The 18748-nt window shown below is 41.2% G+C and carries 17 protein-coding genes and 1 pseudogene; 7 read left to right on the forward strand and 11 right to left on the reverse strand.

Going from position 1 to position 18748, the window contains the following annotated elements; all coding sequences use genetic code 11:
- Positions 1-60: 60 nt before the first annotated feature.
- The 4 genes from H6G46_RS02670 to lptC all read left to right on the forward strand — a co-directional run bounded on the left by H6G46_RS02670 (position 61) and on the right by lptC (position 2691).
- Entirely contained in the window at positions 61-423 is a 363-nt protein-coding gene (locus H6G46_RS02670) for a KGK domain-containing protein (protein WP_010872447.1), read from the forward strand.
- Between the two features lie 24 nt (positions 424-447).
- Positions 448-831, forward strand: coding sequence for a KGK domain-containing protein (locus H6G46_RS02675; RefSeq protein WP_010872448.1), 384 nt, complete (start codon positions 448-450; stop codon positions 829-831).
- A gap of 10 nt (positions 832-841) precedes the next feature.
- On the forward strand, positions 842-1138 hold the full coding sequence (locus tag H6G46_RS02680) for a KGK domain-containing protein (RefSeq protein ID WP_020861697.1): 297 nt from the start codon (positions 842-844) through the stop codon (positions 1136-1138).
- A gap of 377 nt (positions 1139-1515) precedes the next feature.
- Positions 1516-2691, forward strand: a complete 1176-nt coding sequence (lptC, locus tag H6G46_RS02685; protein ID WP_223211377.1) for an LPS export ABC transporter periplasmic protein LptC — start codon at positions 1516-1518, stop codon at positions 2689-2691.
- A 168-nt stretch (positions 2692-2859) separates the two neighbouring features.
- Here the strand turns inward: lptC and mutS are convergent, their stop codons facing one another.
- Positions 2860-5496: a DNA mismatch repair protein MutS gene (gene mutS, locus H6G46_RS02690; RefSeq protein WP_041425962.1), complete on the reverse strand. Its 2637-nt coding sequence runs from the start codon at positions 5494-5496 to the stop codon at positions 2860-2862.
- Between the two features lie 259 nt (positions 5497-5755).
- On the opposite strand from mutS, the gene H6G46_RS02695 reads away from it, so the two are divergent.
- Positions 5756-8950 carry an ATP-binding protein gene (locus H6G46_RS02695; protein WP_010872451.1) on the forward strand — a complete coding sequence of 1065 codons (3195 nt, stop codon included), beginning with the start codon at positions 5756-5758 and terminating at the stop codon, positions 8948-8950.
- Between the two features lie 116 nt (positions 8951-9066).
- Here H6G46_RS02695 and H6G46_RS02700 read toward each other — a convergent pair whose 3' ends face one another.
- The 7 genes from H6G46_RS02700 to H6G46_RS02730 form a co-directional block, all read right to left on the reverse strand.
- Complete coding sequence (locus tag H6G46_RS02700; RefSeq protein ID WP_010872452.1) at positions 9067-10116, reverse strand: DMT family transporter; 1050 nt, start codon at positions 10114-10116, stop codon at positions 9067-9069.
- 3 nt (positions 10117-10119) lie between these two features.
- Positions 10120-10473: a cupin domain-containing protein gene (locus H6G46_RS02705; protein ID WP_020861699.1), complete on the reverse strand. Its 354-nt coding sequence runs from the start codon at positions 10471-10473 to the stop codon at positions 10120-10122.
- A 16-nt stretch (positions 10474-10489) separates the two neighbouring features.
- On the reverse strand, positions 10490-11197 hold the full coding sequence (locus H6G46_RS02710) for a DUF4079 domain-containing protein (protein WP_010872454.1): 708 nt from the start codon (positions 11195-11197) through the stop codon (positions 10490-10492).
- Positions 11198-11287: 90 nt separating this feature from the next.
- Entirely contained in the window at positions 11288-12295 is a 1008-nt protein-coding gene (locus H6G46_RS02715; protein WP_010872455.1) for an adenylate/guanylate cyclase domain-containing protein, read from the reverse strand.
- Positions 12296-12490: 195 nt separating this feature from the next.
- Positions 12491-12973, reverse strand: a complete 483-nt coding sequence (locus tag H6G46_RS02720) for a hypothetical protein (RefSeq protein WP_010872456.1) — start codon at positions 12971-12973, stop codon at positions 12491-12493.
- Between the two features lie 34 nt (positions 12974-13007).
- Positions 13008-13664 carry a peroxiredoxin-like family protein gene (locus H6G46_RS02725; RefSeq protein ID WP_010872457.1) on the reverse strand — a complete coding sequence of 219 codons (657 nt, stop codon included), beginning with the start codon at positions 13662-13664 and terminating at the stop codon, positions 13008-13010.
- A 79-nt stretch (positions 13665-13743) separates the two neighbouring features.
- Positions 13744-14121: a hypothetical protein gene (locus H6G46_RS02730; protein WP_020861700.1), complete on the reverse strand. Its 378-nt coding sequence runs from the start codon at positions 14119-14121 to the stop codon at positions 13744-13746.
- 111 nt (positions 14122-14232) lie between these two features.
- Between H6G46_RS02730 and H6G46_RS02735 the strand changes: the two genes are divergently transcribed.
- Both H6G46_RS02735 and H6G46_RS02740 read left to right on the forward strand, forming a co-directional pair.
- The gene (locus H6G46_RS02735; protein WP_010872459.1) at positions 14233-15141 is read left to right on the forward strand and encodes a LysR family transcriptional regulator; all 909 of its coding nucleotides are present in this window, start codon (positions 14233-14235) and stop codon (positions 15139-15141) included.
- An 87-nt stretch (positions 15142-15228) separates the two neighbouring features.
- A pseudogene (locus H6G46_RS02740) lies at positions 15229-15913 on the forward strand (IS5 family transposase); the annotation flags it as partial.
- 245 nt (positions 15914-16158) lie between these two features.
- Here the strand turns inward: H6G46_RS02740 and H6G46_RS02745 are convergent.
- From H6G46_RS02745 to H6G46_RS02755, 3 genes are all read right to left on the reverse strand, one after another.
- A protein-coding gene (locus H6G46_RS02745; protein ID WP_102014007.1) for an IS1 family transposase occupies positions 16159-16889 on the reverse strand; the annotation gives its coding sequence in 2 pieces (ribosomal slippage) (positions 16159-16556 and positions 16556-16889; 732 coding nt in all).
- A 93-nt stretch (positions 16890-16982) separates the two neighbouring features.
- Positions 16983-17324 (reverse strand): DUF2973 domain-containing protein, encoded by a 342-nt coding sequence (locus H6G46_RS02750; protein ID WP_010872464.1) that lies wholly within the window; start codon positions 17322-17324, stop codon positions 16983-16985.
- A gap of 120 nt (positions 17325-17444) precedes the next feature.
- Complete coding sequence (locus tag H6G46_RS02755; RefSeq protein WP_010872465.1) at positions 17445-18701, reverse strand: MFS transporter; 1257 nt, start codon at positions 18699-18701, stop codon at positions 17445-17447.
- Between the last annotated feature and the right edge of the window lie 47 nt (positions 18702-18748).

Here is an 18748-nt window from a genome sequence, read left to right on the forward strand (position 1 = left end):
ACCAGCAAATAGCTGAATAATTTTTCTTTTGATTTAAGTAACCTTTCTGACATACAAGCAATGCAAATTATCTACGACGAATTCCTAGAATCCCTAAATGCTGATGACGTCCTACAGTTATTAGACAAACAGTTTCCCGGCAAATTGTTTTCAGTATCTCGTATTAAACATACCTTAGAATATTCTTTTCAGCAGCCACCACAAGAGAAATTTATTGAGCAATTAGAACTTGGATCTAGAGCAAGCATTTACTTGGGTCAAGGTGTTGATTGTCGAATTTTAAAAGCTGGATCCAGTGGCTGGAAAAAAGGAAGGATTGCAGTTAATGTGTCTGTAGAGTTCATTCCCGATGAGCCTGAGGCAAATGAATATCAATCTCCGTTAGATGAAATTCGTCGAGAAATACAATCTGATCTTCAATGATTTATCAATTGAAATATTAAAAATATGAAAACCGACAAAATTGGCTACCTTAATTCACTCAGTGAAGACACTGTTATTGATTGTGGTAATAACCATTCCTTTTACAAAATTAAAACTTTAATCGGTGAGTTTGTTAATTTCTTTAAAACTGTACCCTGGTGTAATAAAGATTATTTTTATAAAGCTTTTCAAGTTAGTCTGAAAGACCATAAATCAATCGATATTAAACCAGAAATTTTTACAGAAGAAGGTATAATTGCTGAAATTATTGATCCTAAATTGGACAAACCGCTAAAGGGAAAATTTAGAATAATCTTTGCCCTGGAGTTTATCCCGGATGAGGTTCAAGATTCAGTTTCGGATTCTCCCCTCGATGAGATTCGTCGAGAAATAGAGCAAAGTAGCTGAGGACATTACCATGGACAAAAGACAATTACTTAACCCTGAAGATGTAGTTTCAGTAACTGACTCCGACAAAATATGTATTAATCATAAAACTTTTACTGTTCAAGAATTACTAGGAGCCTTTTTGACAAAATGGTTCAATAGTGATATAGGCAAAAGGTGGTTATTTGAAGGTACAGAGTGCCAATATCTTGCCCCCGGTAAGCTATGGAAAAAAGGAAAAATTAAAATAAGCCTTGAATTTATTCCCGATGAAGCGGAATCACCTCTCGATGAAATTCGTCGAGAAATGACCGAAAATCAATCTTAAAAAATTTAGGGATAAAATCAGGGAGCTGAAATATTAAATATTAACAAGTTGAGTTTAGAAATAGAGGTAACAGGCGTTTTTAAACTCTCAATTATGATTCACCATACTCCTGTAAAAAGCTGAGGAACTCGGCCGGGGCTAATCGGGCATCTGGGCCAGGGAGTCGGGCAATAAAGCCAGGATGGTTACCATGGCATTATTCTGGCTAACCCACAACAACCCTAATTATGGCGATCGCCTAGAATAGAAAACTGAAAGCGGTAATGGAGCCTGAAAATCCCTGATAGTTTTTCTCTGGGGATTGGTTTGCTGAAAAGAGCCTAATTTAATCATTTATTTTCAAATAATCTCGTTAAACTTTGCTAACTTCACTTTTTTTGCCCCTACGTCGTTGCTCCTCCGTTTTATGGGGGGGATTACTCCTCAGCACATTAATGTTAAGCAGTTGTGCACCGCCCGATCCCCTAGAACAAAAAAGTCAGCCCCCACCGCCCAAGGAAGAAAGTAGCCTCACCCTCAACAATGCCACCCTAGAGCAAGCCAATGCTAAAGGGCAAACTGTCTGGAAAATTCAGGTGGAGGAAGCTCGGTATAGCGTTGATGGGAAGAATGCCACCCTAGTGAACGTGAAAGGGGATTTTTACGAAAATGGCAAAGTGGTGCTCCAGGTGAAGGCGGATAAGGGAGAAATTATTGAAGACGGCAAAGCATTATTTCTACGGGAAAATATTGTTGCCCTTGACCCCCGTAATAAGGCAGTGTTGCGGGCCCAGGAAGTGGAGTGGCAAACGGAATCTAGCATTCTCACTGCTCGGCAAAATTTGAAAGGGGAACACCCTGATTTGACCGTGACCGCCAAGGAAGGACGCTATGAAACCAAGGAAGAAAAGCTGATTGTGTCCGGCGATGTGGTGGCGGTGACAGAACACAATACCAAAGACCAAAATCAACCCAAGGACCCCCGTCGCTTGGAACTCAAAACCGACAGAATTACCTGGGAAATTAAAAACAACCGGGTTTTTGGCGATCGCCCGTTGACCCTAGTGCGCTTTGTGGATAAAACTGCCACCGACGAAGTGAAAAGTAACCAAGCAGAATTGTTGCTGAAACAACAGTTGGTACATTTAGCAGGCTTAAATCAATTTAAATCCGTTGAACCGCCGTTGCAAATTGCCGCCGAACCCATTAGTTGGTCTTACCTAAACCGCTTTGTCTCCACCGATAATCCCATCACTATTGTGGATTATAAACAACAAATTACTGTGCGGGGTAACCGGGGAGCAGTCAATCTAGCCGACGGGATAGCTAAACTAGAGCAGGGCACTAATACTACGAGCCAGGAGCAACAATCCCAACTGTATGCCGATGAGTTAACTTACAATTTTGGTCCCCAAACGTTGCAGGCAAAAGGAAATATTATCTATGAACAACAAAAAGGAGTGAAATTTAACCTCACAGGGGATTTAGCCCAGGGATCTTTACCGGATAATAATGTGGTGGTAACTAGTACTAGCCCCGAAAGGGTAGTGACAGAGATTTTCCCCAATCAATAAAGCTAGTTATTAACTAAGCAAATTCGTAACGTTTACAACTCTAAGAGTCTGTTTTAAAAGCCCCTCTGGACGCCTAAATTTGGAAGAAAACTGAGTTAAAGTCCCCCATTATTGCCGGAGCTTTAGTGAGGAGATTTAGGGGGCAGAATGAAACTTTTCAAACACGTTCTAAAAGCCAAAAATATCTAACTGTTTAGCTTGATCTTCCGCTGCTTCAGCAGCCGCTTGACTAGCCATAACTTTACCCCGATTACCCTTACGTAAACCGACAGCAATTTTACTATGCTTTTCAATCTGGGCCATTACCTGGCGGGCCCTGGTAATCACTGAACTAGGCAATCCCGCTAAACGTCCCGCTTCAATGCCATAGGATTTATCGGCTCCCCCCGGTGTTACTTGGTGTAAAAAGATAATTTCCTCTGGCAATTCTTTCACCGTAACTTGAAAGTTAGCCACATTTTCCAGTAAAGAAGCCAACTCGTTTAACTCATGGTAATGGGTAGCAAAAATTGTCCGGGCTTGGATTTCCCCCGCTAGATACTCCGCCACCGACCAGGCGATCGCCAAACCGTCAAAGGTGGCCGTGCCCCGGCCAATTTCATCCAGTAATACCAGGGATTTAGCCGTGGCATGGTTAAGAATATTGGCAGTTTCATTCATTTCCACCATAAAAGTAGACTGCCCCGTAGCTAGATCATCCACGGCCCCTACTCTGGTAAAAATACGGTCACAAATGCTCAGGGTCGCGGTTTTAGCAGGAATAAAGCTGCCGGTTTGGGCCATTAACTGTATTAAGCCAACTTGACGCAAATAACAACTTTTGCCACTGGCGTTGGGCCCCGTCAAAATTACTAAATCAGGATGCCAATGGTCGTGGCCCAATTGGGTGTCGTTAGCAACAAAAAAACCTGCCCCAAGGGATTGTTCCACCACTGGATGGCGACCTGCTTCAATGTCAATTAAGCCTGGTTCCATTTGCATAATGGGACGGCAATAACCCTGATAAACTGCCACTTCCGCTAGACCTGCCAACACATCGATCGCCGCTACGGCCTTGGCCACGTCCCGAATTGGTTGGGCTTTTTCTGCTACTGTGGCCCGCACTTCGGTAAAAATTTCATACTCCAATTGATTCAAGTCAGCTTGGGCGGTGAGAATACGGGTTTCCCGCTCTTTTAATTCCGGTGTAATGTATCTTTCTTCATTGACTAAAGTTTGTTTGCGAATGTAATTGTCTGGGGCCTGTTCCGATTTACTGCGGGGTAGACTTAAATAATAACCAAAGGCTTTGTTATAACCAACTTTTAAATTAGCAATACCAGTTTTTTCCCGCTCCGTTACTTCCAAATTAGCTAACCATTGATTATCATCTTCCAAACTTTGACGCATTTCATCCAACGTCGGGTTAACACCACTACGAATTAAATTGCCTTCCCGAATATGTAAGGGGGGATTTTCCACAATGTGGGCTAACACATATTTGCCCAATTCTTCCAACTCCGGCGGCACTGTCTGTAAGGCTTTTAAATAGGGGCTATGGCCTTCCTGAGCTAACTCAGCTAAATCCGTCAACCGCACCAAAGAAGATGCTAAGCCATACACATCCCTAGCACTGGCGGTGTTGGCCCCAATTCGCCCCGTTAACCGTTCCAAATCGTAAATTTGCCGGAGCAATTGCCGCAAATCCTGACGCAAAGCGGGATGATGGTACAACTCTTGGATGGTGTCCTGGCGAGCTTGGATACCTTTGAGATCCAATAAAGGCTGCAATAACCAACGCCGCAAAGCCCGACTACCCATGGTGGTGCTGGTGCGATCTAAAGCCCACAGTAGGGAACCATGGAAACTACCATCCCGCACGGTTTGGTTAATTTCCAAGTTGCGTCGGGTTTGGTGATCCAAAACCAGAAAATCGGTTAAGCCATAGGTTTTTAATGGTTGAATGGGCACCACATGGGCTTTTTGGGTATCTTCGATATATTCCAATAATCCCCCCGCCGCCCGGATTGCTAGGGGTAAACCTTCACAGCCCATGCCCTCCAAAGATTTAACTCGAAAAGTGGTTAGTAATCTCTGTTTTGCTTCCACCAAGGAAAAGGGCGCTTGGGAACGGAGAGAATAACAAAAACTGGTGGGTAACTGTTTAGGAATATGCTCTGAAGGTTCCCCAGGGCGCAAAATATTGCGAATATCGGGGGCAGAGGTGGGTATCAATACTTCCGACGGTTGGAGTCGAAGTAATTCCACTGCTAGGTCATCCAAATTACTGGATTGGCACGTAAAAAATTCCCCAGTGGAGATATCCGCATGGGCCAGGCCCCATTTATCCTCCACCATGGCGATCGCCGCCAGGAAATTATTCCGCTTGGCCGGAAGCATACTGTCATCGGTCAAAGTGCCGGGGGTGAGTAACTTGGTCACCTGCCGTTCCACCATGCGTTTTTCTGCCTGGGCTTCCGCTGCATCCTCCACCTGGTCACAGATGGCCACCGCATAACCCTTTTCCACCAACTGCCGCGCATAGCGATCCAAGGCGTGGTGGGGTACCCCAGTCATGGCCACCCGGCCGATTTCCTTGCCCCCCTCTTTGCTAGTTAAAATCAGTTCCAATTCCCTAGCAATGATCACCGCATCCTGGAAAAAACACTCAAAAAAGTCCCCCACCCGGTAAAGCAACAAAGCCCCTTGATACTGTTCCTTAACCTCCGTGTAGTGCTGGAACATCGGCGTCAACTTCTGGCGATCGAGGGTGCGATAGTCCCGTTGGGGTTCTTTAACAGTGCCGAGGATCGGAGTATCAGTCATGGAAAGGGAAAATTCTGTGGAGCAGCCTTTAATTGTATGAGATTTATCGAAAGCCATCATCAAACTAGTGCATTGATTAGTGCACTTAAGTCGGCAATCCATAGGAAAAAATATAGTAAATTTTTAGTAAAGTCTTGCCGTCATTGCAAAAGCACGTATTAGTATCGACGGGCGGTTTTATCGCCTTTTATTCTGTTACCATTACCATAAGAGTGTCTTCCTACGCAAATTTTATAGGATAAAAAAACACATAAGGCTTATGGATTTTACTAAAATAAAGAGAATTGAAGAGAATTTAAACAGGCTTGAGGACTGTTCTGTTGATGAGTTAAAAGTTTTAACTGATGAACTGTTAGCTTCCATTTGTGAAACCTTAAATATTTCTCAGAGTTCTAACCTTATTTCAGCTTTATTTAATGAGCGAACAAGTACCAACCAAAAAAAACTAATAGCCGTATCTATGCTAAGAGCCTTATGCAGGAATCAAAGCGTAGTTTGGAATCACAATAGTGTCACACTACGCAATAAAACATTTGATTTATTCGATGAGATTTTAGTGGATATTTATAAGCAGTTTCAGATAGATATTAAATCAGATAAAGAAGAAAAAACATCAAAACTTCAAGAAATTGAAGGAAATTTAAATCGCAAGTTCTTTAATCTTGAACAATCAATTTGTGACTTGAAGGATTTGGATAAATTCAAAAGCGACTTTATGCAATTTTTGTTTGCTGATAAAGTTAATAGCTTTATTTTTAGACAGTTTTCAGATGAAGATATCTTAAGTAAACCTAAAATACAATCACTATTTAAAATTCTTCAAGATTATCAAAAAAGCAATTCTGTTGAATCAAAAATCAACTATTATGACAATATAAAAAATAGTTATCAGGAATTTATTGATCAATGTTCCAAACAATCAGAATTAGTTGAAACTTGTATTGGTAATTTTTTCAAGAGGCTACTTAATTTAGTTGATGAAGATTATACAAAGAGAGATGATATTGTTCCAACAATAATACGTGTAGAACTCATAAAGAAAAAATATCCTCTCCACATAAAAGACCAACTATTAAATATAGAAATTCAAGTGAATAATATAGGCAAAGGAAAAGCTTTTGATATTGAAGTTACTCTTGATGTAGATGATAGTTTATTGATGCTTTATGACCCTAAAATATATATTGGAAATCTCGAGCCATTAGAATCTACACATCGGATATTTGAAGCCAAAATTCTTGTGCAGAAAAACAAAGAAAAACTAGAAGAAATTATCTTGGGTAGAGTTGATTGGTATAACTGCGACAAGACCAGGTGCCATGAAGAATTTAGTGGTGAGTTGCTTCCACAAAATACAGAACTAAACTGGGAAAAATTAAGTAAGGAAAAACCCTACAGTTTAGAGGCTATTTCTAAAGAAAACGATTTAATTGGTCGTTCAGAACAAATTAGACAGCTTGAAAATAAAATTTTCTCTGACGAATTAGAATCTTCAATCATCTTTGGACAAAAGAGAGTTGGAAAAACATCAATTGCCAAAATCATTGAAAATAAGCTAAAAAAACATTCACTCTATACTGCAATTTATATTTCAGTAGGTTCCCTTGATAAAAGTTCTCCCGAAAAATTCTTAAAATCTTTAGGGGAATATATTTATGAAGAAATCATTGATGATCAACCATTCAATGAATATAAACTTCCAGGGTTTGAGTTTGAAGATTCAATTACACCTTTAGATAAATTATTTAGAAAAATACGAAAAATTGAACCCAATCACAAATTTGTGATTATTCTTGATGAGTTCGATGAAATTCCTTCTCAATTATACAAGCTGACGGATATCGGAGACAATTTTTTTCATAATATTAGAAGTTTAAGCAGTAACAATAATATTGGATTTATTTTAGTTGGCGGAGAGAATATGACGACAATCAATCAATCAACTGATAAATTAAATAAATTTGAATCCTTTCCAGTTGATTATTTTGATAAAGGAAGATTTTGGAAAGACTTTCAAGACTTAGTATGCAAACCTGTTGAAGGAATAATAGAATTTACTGATAATGCAATATTAGAACTCTATAAAATGACAGAAGGAAATCCATTTTTTACAAAATTAATATGTGGAAATATTTATAATATGGCTTGTGAAACCAGAAACGCTTATGTTTCTTATGAAGAAGTTACTAAAGCAATCTCAAAGAGTTTATCTTCCATTAATAGTAATAATGTTAATCATTTCTGGAAAGATGGAATTAAAGAAAGCGATCCAGTAGAAGTAGACAAAATTGAAACTCAGAGACGAAAATTTTTAATTTCTTATGCTAGAGAAATTCGCTCAGGCAAGAACAGCTTCACAAAAGAAGTCGTTCTGAATAATAGCATATTAGACAAGACTGTAACAACAAAGGTATTTGAAAGTTTCGTCAATCGCAAAATTTTGATTGAGGAATCTGAAAACTATAGATTTAAGCCTTTATTCTTTGATAAATGGCTAACAAATGAAGGTTTTAACATCATTACATCTGAAGCTCTTGATGAGCAAGCTATTGAAGAATTAGAAAAAGAAGAGGACAGGGCTTATGTTGAAGACACAGAAATTGTTGATTTATGTAAATCATGGGGAGAGATCGCAACATACAGAGCACAACAAATTACACCTCAACACATTCGCAGTTGGCTTGATCAATTTTCAAACAATATTGAAAAACGTCTTATGTTCATTCTATTGTTAAATTTAAAGTTTTATACACAAATAGAAGTTAGAGAAAAACTAGGAATCATTCATAATGAGGTAAAAAAAGGATTGGTATACAAGCTTCCCAAAAATGCAAAAGGGGAAACAAAAACAAGAGAAGTTTTATTAAGTGCTTTTGGGAGTCCAACAAAAAGCGGTTCTACCTACTTAAGATTATATGCGACGGTAAATAATTTTTATCGTAGTAGTTCACATAATGTGTCTTTGTCTAAAATCAAAGAAGCTATTATCCAAGATAAAGAAATTCAAAGAATTGTTTTTATAGAAGATATAATTGGTTCTGGTCAATCAATCATTAGAGGGCTTGATACATTGAGTAATTTATGTGGATCTCTGATAAAAGAACATAAAATTACAGTCTTTGTTGGTGCTATCTGTGGCTTTGAATCGGGCATAGAAAATATTGAAATAAAAGGAAATGAATTACCTTTTAATGTCAAGGTATTTGTCTGCGATCATCTCACCGAACAAGATCAGTGTTTCAGTGAGAGTTCATCAATGTTTAATTCTTCTCAGGAAAGGAATAAAGCAAAAGAAATTGCTTATACTTATGGCAGTAAACTTGTTAAAACAATGCCTTTAGGATACAAAGATAATCAGCTCCTAGTTTCTTTTTTTGAAACCTGTCCCAATAATAGCCTTCCCATATTATGGGCAGAGAAAAGTGATTGGAAAGCTATCTTTAGAAGAGACTGATTTTTTATGATTATCGTTTTATCAAAAATTGGGAATTATTGTTAATCATGTGCGTTTGTCGTGCGAGTATTTTACCAGCTATTTGCTAACCAAACCGCAAAAATCTAGATGATTGTCTAAACTCCCCTAAAGCCCACATTTGTATCCATTGCTTCCCGGGAATTTAAAGGCTTTGAAGCTTGCTTATCTTTTGCTGTTTTCAGATTATCAATAAAACTTAGTATTGCCCCCAACAACAACAAGATTCCGCCTAAATACTGAGCGTTTGTGGGCGTTTCCAGCAAGATTAGATAGGCAAAAATAATCGCCAAAATAGGAGTTACTAGACTTGCTAAGTTAATTTGAATAAAACTTGCATTTTTGAGACCGGCTAACCAAGCCACTTGACCAACAACGACAATAATAGCACCATAAATTAACATCCATCGCCATAAAATGGGAGAAGAAACATCCATAAAATGGTCAAATCCGTAAATAATAACTGCTATCCAAAAAAACACAAAAGTTCCCAGCAAACTACGATAAACAGTAAAAATACCTACGGGAATAGATTGTAATTGTTGCTTACTCAAAATTGTTGTGATTGCTGAAATAAAAGCGGCGATCGCCACAAAGCTTTCCCCCAAGCCAAAATCGAAATTTATCACCATATCAAGGGGATCAGCAACCCCCCAAAAAACCGTAACAGCGACTCCGACAAAGGAAATCAAGGTCGCCACCATGCTTAACCAATTAACTGATATTTTCAGTAATAAAATACTTAAAATTAAGGTAAAAACTGGTTCCAGCCGTCCAATTAAAACCACATTTGTTACATTAGTTTTTTCCAAAGCACTGAACATTAATCCAGGGGCGATCGCCCTTGACAAAATGGCTGTAACAGTCAAAAGGAACCAATCTTTTCGGGTTAATTTTCTTAATTTATGAAGTTGCCAATCAGGGTGAAAAATTAAGATCATCAAACCCAAGGCGCATAAATTACCAACAAAGAGGACATTACAGAAGGAAATAGGATTCCGACCGTTGATCTCATACGTTTTACCCAATTCAATAATACGACTAGTTACAGGATTGGCAGCCGAAAAAATAACAACGGCAAGGGCAAGATAAATTGGACTATGAACTTGTTTGAGAAAAGTCTGAAAGCCAGAAAAAACATGTTTCATTTACTATGCTGATTCCTTTTGATAGCCAATGTGGGGAGCCGAATAGATAGAAACAAAAACTGCATTTTCCCGACCATGGTTAATTGCTCCGTGGACTTGATTTTTCTCGGCGATCGCCACTTCTCCTTGGTGCAAAATTTGACTTTGCCCATCCCCCAAACAGTAAGTTAAAGTACCTTTGAGCATCACCCAAGTGTCCTGACCATCGGGATGGGAATGGGGCTGAACAATCTGCTGAGGTTGAACGCCCCAAACCGCAATACTAGAGTTTTCTGTCTCGATTACCGACGTTACCGTTGCCCCTTGCTCAGAAAAACAAGCAATTTGCTCTAGGTCAAAAATTCGTTGGCTATCCATTGCAATAATCCTCTCTTTATTTGAACTGAGGACAGGTTTTACCGACGGAATCACATTGATAAATATAAGGCTTTTGCCAATGAAGTGGAATTTCCAGCAAATCCCTTGCCCCAGTTATGCCCTGACCAATAAAGAGCAATAAAGCGAAACTATTAATAATAATGTGGGCATTACGCCAACGATTTCGACGATCTTGATAAATATCTTGAATCGTAGCCACTGAAAAAATCATTAACAGCGCGGCTAAAATTCCATAATAAAAATGGGAGACAAGCCATTCATGGTCTCGACGATAAATTTCGGGCTGACAACCTAAGAGCACTAGTCCCATTCCCGTTAAGGTGGCAAAGATCCCCCGCCAAATTCTTGTTTTAGCTTGAAAAAGAAAGATGAAAGAAGTAATACTTAAAATGAACAGCGCAATGATAAATAAAACCCGAAAAGGCTCTTCAGAAATTAGATTTTTATTAATAAACTTAGAAAAAATAGGATAGGCTAACCCTAGAAAAGTAACGCCCACCACCGCCATACTAAGATATCTTCCGATCGCCACGTGTTCGGTGCCAACGATGGGAGGAATTTTACTTTTCTCGCCCACCTTCATCGCCAAACGCCGTTCCCGGGTGAGTAAAGCACGGTTAAGCACAATGCCCAACAGAGGGAAAACCACAACCACGGCGATCGCCGGATGTAACAAAGCCCAGGTATCTTGAAAATCCATCATAAAAATTAATCCCCGAGTTTATTAAACAATTTTTAAATAATTTAAGACTAAATATTTAAATTCTCTTTTTCCAGCAGAAAAAGGGATATTTTAAGAAGATTTTAGCCAAGAACCTGCAAATTTTTTAACAAATGTCAGAAGCCGTTGACGACGTGGAACAACCTCAACATCTTCGATAATGGGGGGAGTGCCTTGCATTGCCAAAATTTCATAGGCTTGCAGAGTAGTTTCTTTTTCTTTGAGGATGATTTGATTGCCGACCCTTGCCTGGTTCTTAATTACCTGATAAACATCTTGGGAAACTAATAGTTGTGTTCCTTTTAGTTTGTTTGCTGATTCGAGAAGATTGACAATGGCGGCCACCTCACCTAGGGGCGTTAATAGGGTAGATTGCGCCGCCACCAATGGAACAAAAACAACACTTCCAGAATGAATCCCCATACTTAAATTCAAGGGGCGATAGCGCATTTGATTTAATAAGGTATTTAATTCTTGAACTGATTTAAACATTTCCAAGGCTGCCCAAGTTGCCCTTTCTGCAGCAGAAACATCAAACTCCTTGAGACCAAAAGCAACCAACATTTTTCGTCCCATGACGTTGGAAATTGTCCCTCCATATTTTTCAATAATTTTTTGCATTTGACTGAAATAGCGTCCCATAACATAGACAATATCGTAGGGAAAATTAACTTCATCAAAATTAGTTGCCCCACGAATATTAGCCATTAATAGGGCAACATTGCGCTCGGTATTGATTGCCCCCGTAGTTAATTGATGATCAATTAAATCTATATCGCCCTCATCCAACACTAAACGACGGATAGTTGCTGAATTTGATAGTTTTGTTTGACACGCTAGACGGACGTGAAAGGGAAAATCTAATTTTTTAGCAAGGGCTTGTTCGATACTGGTAGGAGGACTACAATTTTTTATACCATCTAGAACCATAATGCGGCAGGTTGAGCAATTGGCTTTCCCGCCGCACACACTTATGTGGGCAATATCACCCTTTAAAAGGGCATCCAAAATAGTCTCGTTTGAGTCAATTTCCAGTAATCGATTGTCGGGCAAACAGATAAGAGTCGGCACTTTATTCACGTTTAAATCTCTTAAATTTCCAGCAAGTCAGTGCTTTTTAATTACTTAAGTTAACTTATTAATCGCGTTTTGCTAATCAATCAGTTAGGTTAATTAATAGGCATTGCAGATCGAAGAAATAAAAACAAAATTGGTTATAAGTTTTGCTGGTTATATCCTAATTTTGCAACGCCTAAGATTAAATTATTACTAATCTTAACCTTGCTCTTTCAAGCGAACCATTGCCGAACCAATGGGAATATCTCCATCGACACCCTCTAGCTTAGTGGTGACACGATAAAGAACCCGTCCCCCCATTCGTGACATATCAATCCCCGATAATTGCAGTCTTACATAAGTATTAGCCTCAACCGGTTGGTTAAAGTCGATGGTTACTCCCCCAGGGGACACTTTTGTAGTGGTGGGAATTTCCTTGCCATTAGGATCAAAAGCTTTGACATCAATGGAACGCCCCATGTCAATGGGTAAACTAATGGTGGCCGATTCTAAGGAAAATCCGGTAACGGCTAGGGTGATGTAGTGCATATTGCCGGCGGCTCCCACAAAACCAGAATCCGTGACAAAGGGAGTGGTAAAACGCATTACCATTTGGGCTTGGGCTGGGAAATTAGCCAAGGGCAACAGAGCTACAGAAATAGCTAAAGCAGACAAAGAACTAACAAGGGGACGAATATTCATAGCGTTAAATTCCTTAAATTAGGAAAAAAATTAGTCAATTGCCAACAAAAAGAGACAGTAAAATGGCAATGGCATCCTCAGGTTCGTAGCGAACACGAAAGTCCACATTGGCGTAAGCTAGGGCGATATGGCCGCGGCGATCAATTACAAATGTGGCCGGCACGGGTAATAACCATTCTTCGGTGCCATTGTGCTCAGGAATAACACAGCCTGATTGTAAATAAATTTGCTTAACAGCATCGGGAACGGTAAAAACTAATCCATAATCCTGAGCTGTTTGAAAACCACTGTCGCTGAGGAGATCGTAAGTCAAATCATGACGATCAATGGTTTTTTGAGAAGCAACTAGAGTTTGGGGAGAAATAGCCAGAATTGTCCCTCCCAATGCCCTAATTTTATTAACAACCTTTTGATAAGCGCGCAATTCTAAACCACAATAGGGACACCAGTAACCTCGAAAAAACTTAAGTAATATGGGACCAGTCTTTAATTGTTCGGAGAGAATGATCGTTTCTCCTTTGGTATTCTTCAGGGTAAAGTCTGGGGCAAAATCTCCTATTCTTAATAGTCTTCGATTTCTAAATTCCTCACTCAGACCTTGAATAAAATCAGAAAAAATAGCAGCTCTTTCAGGTGAAGACCTTTTCAAAGATTCTTGCTGGAACTTGTATAATTCAATTTGTAAATTCACAATCTTTCCGGAGATAGCTGGAGGCTATAACCCATCATATCCCCTAAAGATTGCCCTAATTGAACAAATTCCCGGAGATCTACTTGACTTCACTGGCGGGAAACATGGCGACCCGGCCTCCTTTTACTGCCACAACTACGTCGTAGGTTGCACAATAGGAAAAGGTAACATCGTTCTTTTTACTGTACAGATTGACAACCATTCCAGCGCCCCCCGGTTGCACTCCTAATGGTTCTAGATCACCGTAAAAAAATCGCCTCAATTGGTCTCCACTGCCTGTTTTTCCTTTACTGGCGATAATAAGTTCGATCTGTTCTTGGCTTGCCGAAGGGGGAGCGGCGATCGCCGTACTTTGAGTTTGGGGTAGAAAACTGTGAAGGGCGACATCTCCTAGGCCAATCATGCCAGCCAGAATAAGGGGGGTTAGCAAAGAACTAACGGTTTTTAGTCTTAACATCGAGTTTTTAGGAATGGGAATTATTGATTGAGATATCATTGCCTGTTTTTTTTTCGATGGGAAGCCGGCAAAATAGAATATGCCATATGCCAGATTGGAATAGGTATTGCGATGGATCGTCTTGCTTGTATGCAGAGCTTTGTTCGAGCAATTGAAATGAATAGCTTTTCCGCCGCCGCGAGGGAGCAACAAACAACTCAACCAACTATCAGTAAACAAATTGCCGCCTTGGAAAAATATCTGGGGGTACGGTTAATCACTCGCTCCACTACCAAACTAAATTTGACAGAGGAAGGGAAACAATATTATCAATACTGTCAACAAATTTTAGAAACAGTTGCTGAAGCTGAAGCAAGTTTAGAAGGTAAAGAAAAAGCCGTTGGCACCTTACGGCTGGGTTGTTCAGTCCTATTCGGCGAAATGCAAATTGTGCCCCGCTTAAGTCTGTTTATCGCCCGTTATCCCCAGGTCAAAATAGATTTAATGATGGCCGACTATTTTGTTGATATGGTGCAGGAAGGACTAGATCTTGCTATTCGTATTGGAAATCATCAAGATAAGGCTCTAATTAGTGAAAGAATTGGTATTACTCGTCGTGTAACAGTCGCCAGTACCAGTTATTTTGAAAAATCAGGAGAACCGAAAACACCAGAGGAATTGACCAGACACAACTGTATTGTATACACATCCTTGTCCACCATTAATGAATGGCATTTTCATGGAAAAAATGGAGTCATTGCAATCAATGTTAAAGGTAGTTTTCAAACCAATAGCTCCGTTGCTGTGCGAGCCGCAGTTTTATCAGATTTAGGCATTGCAATTGCTCCCATCTGGATGTTTGGTGACGATATTTACCAGGGGAATCTTAAAGTTGTTTTACAGGATTATCAACCCGTCCCTTTTCCCATTTATGCGGTCTATCGTCGCAGTCGCTTTTATCCTGCCAAAGTTCATTGCTTTATTGATTTTTTGCGGGAAGAATTTAAGCTAGATCCCTGGGTTTCTGATTATGGTGTTTAGAGCCCATTTATAAAGTCTTATAATGGATAGCAAGTAAGAGAAGAAAAAAAGGAAAACTAAGAGTAAGAGCAGAAGGAGACAAAGAGTATGAAAAGTCTGACAGCCTATGAAACAGACCTGAGCGATGCAGAATGGGCAATAGTTGAACCAATGATTCCTCCCGCAAAGCCCGGAGGACACCCACGAACCACAGATATGCGAGCGGTTTGTAATGGTATTTACTACCAACTAAAAACGGGTTGTCAATGGGCAGGGCAATGTTACCCCATGACTTTCCTCCTAGTAGCACGGTCTATAGCTATTATCGTAAATGGCAACGTCATGGCGTGTGGGAAAGGCTCAATCTAAGGCTGCTGGAGCAATGCCGCCTCTAGAGTGGCAAGAGCCTTCAACCTAGCGTAATAGCGGCAGATAGCCAATCGGTAAAAACCACCGAAAAAAGGGGGAAGTCTACGGTTTTGACGGAGGTAAGAAGGTGAAAGGGCGAAAGCGTCATCTAATCGTCGATAGTCTGGGCTTAGTCTTAAAAGTGATAGTGACCGAAGCAAATGCAAGTGAACGTATCGTCACAGCTTATGCTCTGATGAGTTTGCTTAAAGAAGGAACTCAACTCCTCGAGTCTGTCAAGAGCATGTTAGTAGACCAGGGTTATCGAGGTGATACCTTTGGGTTAGCCATCTGGCTCTTAACTCAAGCCAAAGTCCAGGTGATTAGTCGTTCAGGGAAGTCTTTTGAGGTCTTACCAAAAAGATGGATTGTCGATAGGACGTTCAGTTGGCAGCGCTTTTGTTGCCCCCTCTGTCGAAGCGGTGACAATGGACAAAACTACACGGTGGAGACTTTTAAAGGAAGTTACAGTGACAATGAGAGCCTTTTAACAAGCCAACCTTGGTGGGGTAATAGTGATTTAGCATTTGGGGCTCTGAGTCAAGTAGAAGGAGAACTTGGTTTTCCTAATAACACCTTGGATGGAATAGCCGGGCCACTCTTCGCCTTTGACTTTTCTGCTTGAGAGTCTCAAGAAAGTAATGAAAGGCGCCAGTTGCGTAATAGTTCTATGTTACCATTGACCCTGAATTTGGCAAATATTGCCATGGTGATATTAACCATGTGGGCTGACCTGGAGATAACTTTCGTGGGGCGATGAAATCTAGCAAGCCAATGGCGATTATCTGAGTTGTTTCTCTCAATTCCTACTGTTTCTCTTTTGCTAATCCCATGAAACGCATCAGGATGTTCATCCAGCAGTTGTTGATAGGGCCTCCAGTCATCGGTACAGGACACTGTCACTTTCCACTTTGCCAGTCTCTCCAGCAAACGACTCAGGGTTTGACTATCACGATTTCCCAGTTCCCAGTCGATGAGTCTCCCAGTAACACGGTCATATGCCTTCCAGAGCCATAACTTGTTTTTTTGGCCTGAAGAAAATGCCACAGTTCGTCTAATTCCACTACGATCGCTGAGTCTGGAGCCGGTTTCTCGTAGTTTGCTTCGCCAAAATCCCTAATCCAGTTGAGCAGTGACTGAGTGGAAACTCCCAAGAGTTTTGCTGTGGCATTCATTGACATACCACCCATGTACAATAAGACCGCTTCTAGTTTCATCCAGAGAAGTTTACCCCGTTCCTTGGAGAGATTGGTAAATTTATATTGGCACCTCTTACATTTGAATCGTTGCTTCCCCTTGACAAAGCCATTTTTGACGACATTCCCATGACCACATTGAGGACAGTGACAGTGTGTAGACATCTTTGCAAAAGCTCATTACCCAATATTCCCTATCATCCTACGTCATTATCTATTTGAAATTCTCGAAAATTTTATTGCTGATTCTTGACAGGATTATTTTTCCTCTTCGCCTTCTTGGAAAGTCACACTAGGGGAAGCATCAAAAATGGCGTTCAACTTTTCCCTGGCATCGTCAACATTGACGGAGCGCATCACCAATAAGGGCTCACTGATGGGGCGACCCTGGTCATCGAACAACTCCGGGTGACTGCTCTGGCCAAAGCGACGGGAAAAACTGTTGGGTGGAGTGCGCTGGCTGCCCATGCTGACGGAAATTAAGCTCCGAATTAGGTTGCTAACAGCAAGGAAGGCAATCACGGTGAAGGCCAAAATATAAATAAGATGCAGCACTGAAATTTTCCCCAATTGTTCAATGGCGACCCCGCTGAGCGCCATGGTAGAAAAATTTTTTCAGCATGGAACCGGGCAGGAAAAATTTAGGAACGATCGCCTGAGTCTTGTTCTAGCTTAACAAGATTTTCCGCCGTTGACAGGAATTATCTAGGTCCAGGAGGTCTATTGGGGAGTGGCGTAGAGGTCCCTACTGCGGCCAATGCAAAACCTGAGGGAACGGCCGATGGTGGGGTTGGAAAAAATGCCAAAAACCATGATTGCCGCCAGGGCTAATCCGCCGCTGAGCCAAAATACATGGCGGTAACCAAATATCTCGTTCAGTACGCCCATAATGGGAGCGGCAATGGCAATGCCTCCATCAAAACCGCTCATGCACACGGAGAAAACCCTTCCCCTTTCCTCCAGGGAGGAACGATCGGAAATTAGGGCGATGGTGGTGGGTAATAAAATGCCACTACCTGCTCCTTCGAGGGCGGCTGCGGTCAATAATTCCCAAGAGTTATCCGCTTGGGCAAGGCACACCATAGACAGCAAATAGCAAATCAGGCTACCGACAATGAATAGCCCCCGACCATAGGTATCCGCCAAGGAACCAAGGAAGAGGCGGGGCACAAAACTGGCGATCGCCGCCACACTGTAAAAAACTCCCGCATAGGTAGCTAGGTCAATTTCCCGCACAAACAGGGGCAAAAAAGTGGCCAAGTTACCGAACAAAAGCCCAATCAGCAGTAACACCAAGGTGGGTACGGCCATGGAGCGACTGGTGAGGAGTTTGCCGATGGAACGGGGTCGGGGGCGATCGCCGAAAACATCCTCTGCTGACGATTGATCTGGGGGACGGTTTTCCCGCACCTGTAGGGCCAAAACCAGGGAAATAAAGCCCAACAGGGAAGAGGCAATGAATAGGAATTCGTAGCCAATGCTTTGGGAAATGTAAGCCCCCACAGCCGGCCCAAATCCCATACCAATAGGCACCGCTAAACTCATATAGCCAATAATTTCCCCCCGTTGTTGGGGTGGGGATAAATCCACCACTAGGGAGTTATAGCCGGTGGTATAGGCAGCCAAGCAAATGCCGTGAAAAGCTCGAATGGCCATTAAAGCTCCCACAGTGGCGGTGAGTAGGTATCCCAAGGGGGCCAGAGCCACAACCAATGCACCAATGACAATGGCAATTTTTCTCCCCCGGCGATCAACCAACTGACCAATCCAAATTCTGGACCCCAACAGGCCAAGGGCGAAACTCCCCATAATCCAACCCACTTGTTGTTTCGTTGCTCCCACATCCTGGGCATACATGGGCAGAGTGGGAAGAAGGGCAGTGAGGCTGAGCCAAAACATCAGCACTGAAGCAAACAACAGAGCAAAAGTTTTCTGGGTGGAGGGAGATAGTTGACGGAGGGTCTGGAAAGAACTCACGGAATAATCTGCTGGGGAGGAAATGAGGCAAAGGGCAACTGCTTAAG

The organism is Synechocystis sp. FACHB-908 (assembly GCF_014698595.1).
GTDB lineage: Bacteria > Cyanobacteriota > Cyanobacteriia > Cyanobacteriales > Microcystaceae > Synechocystis.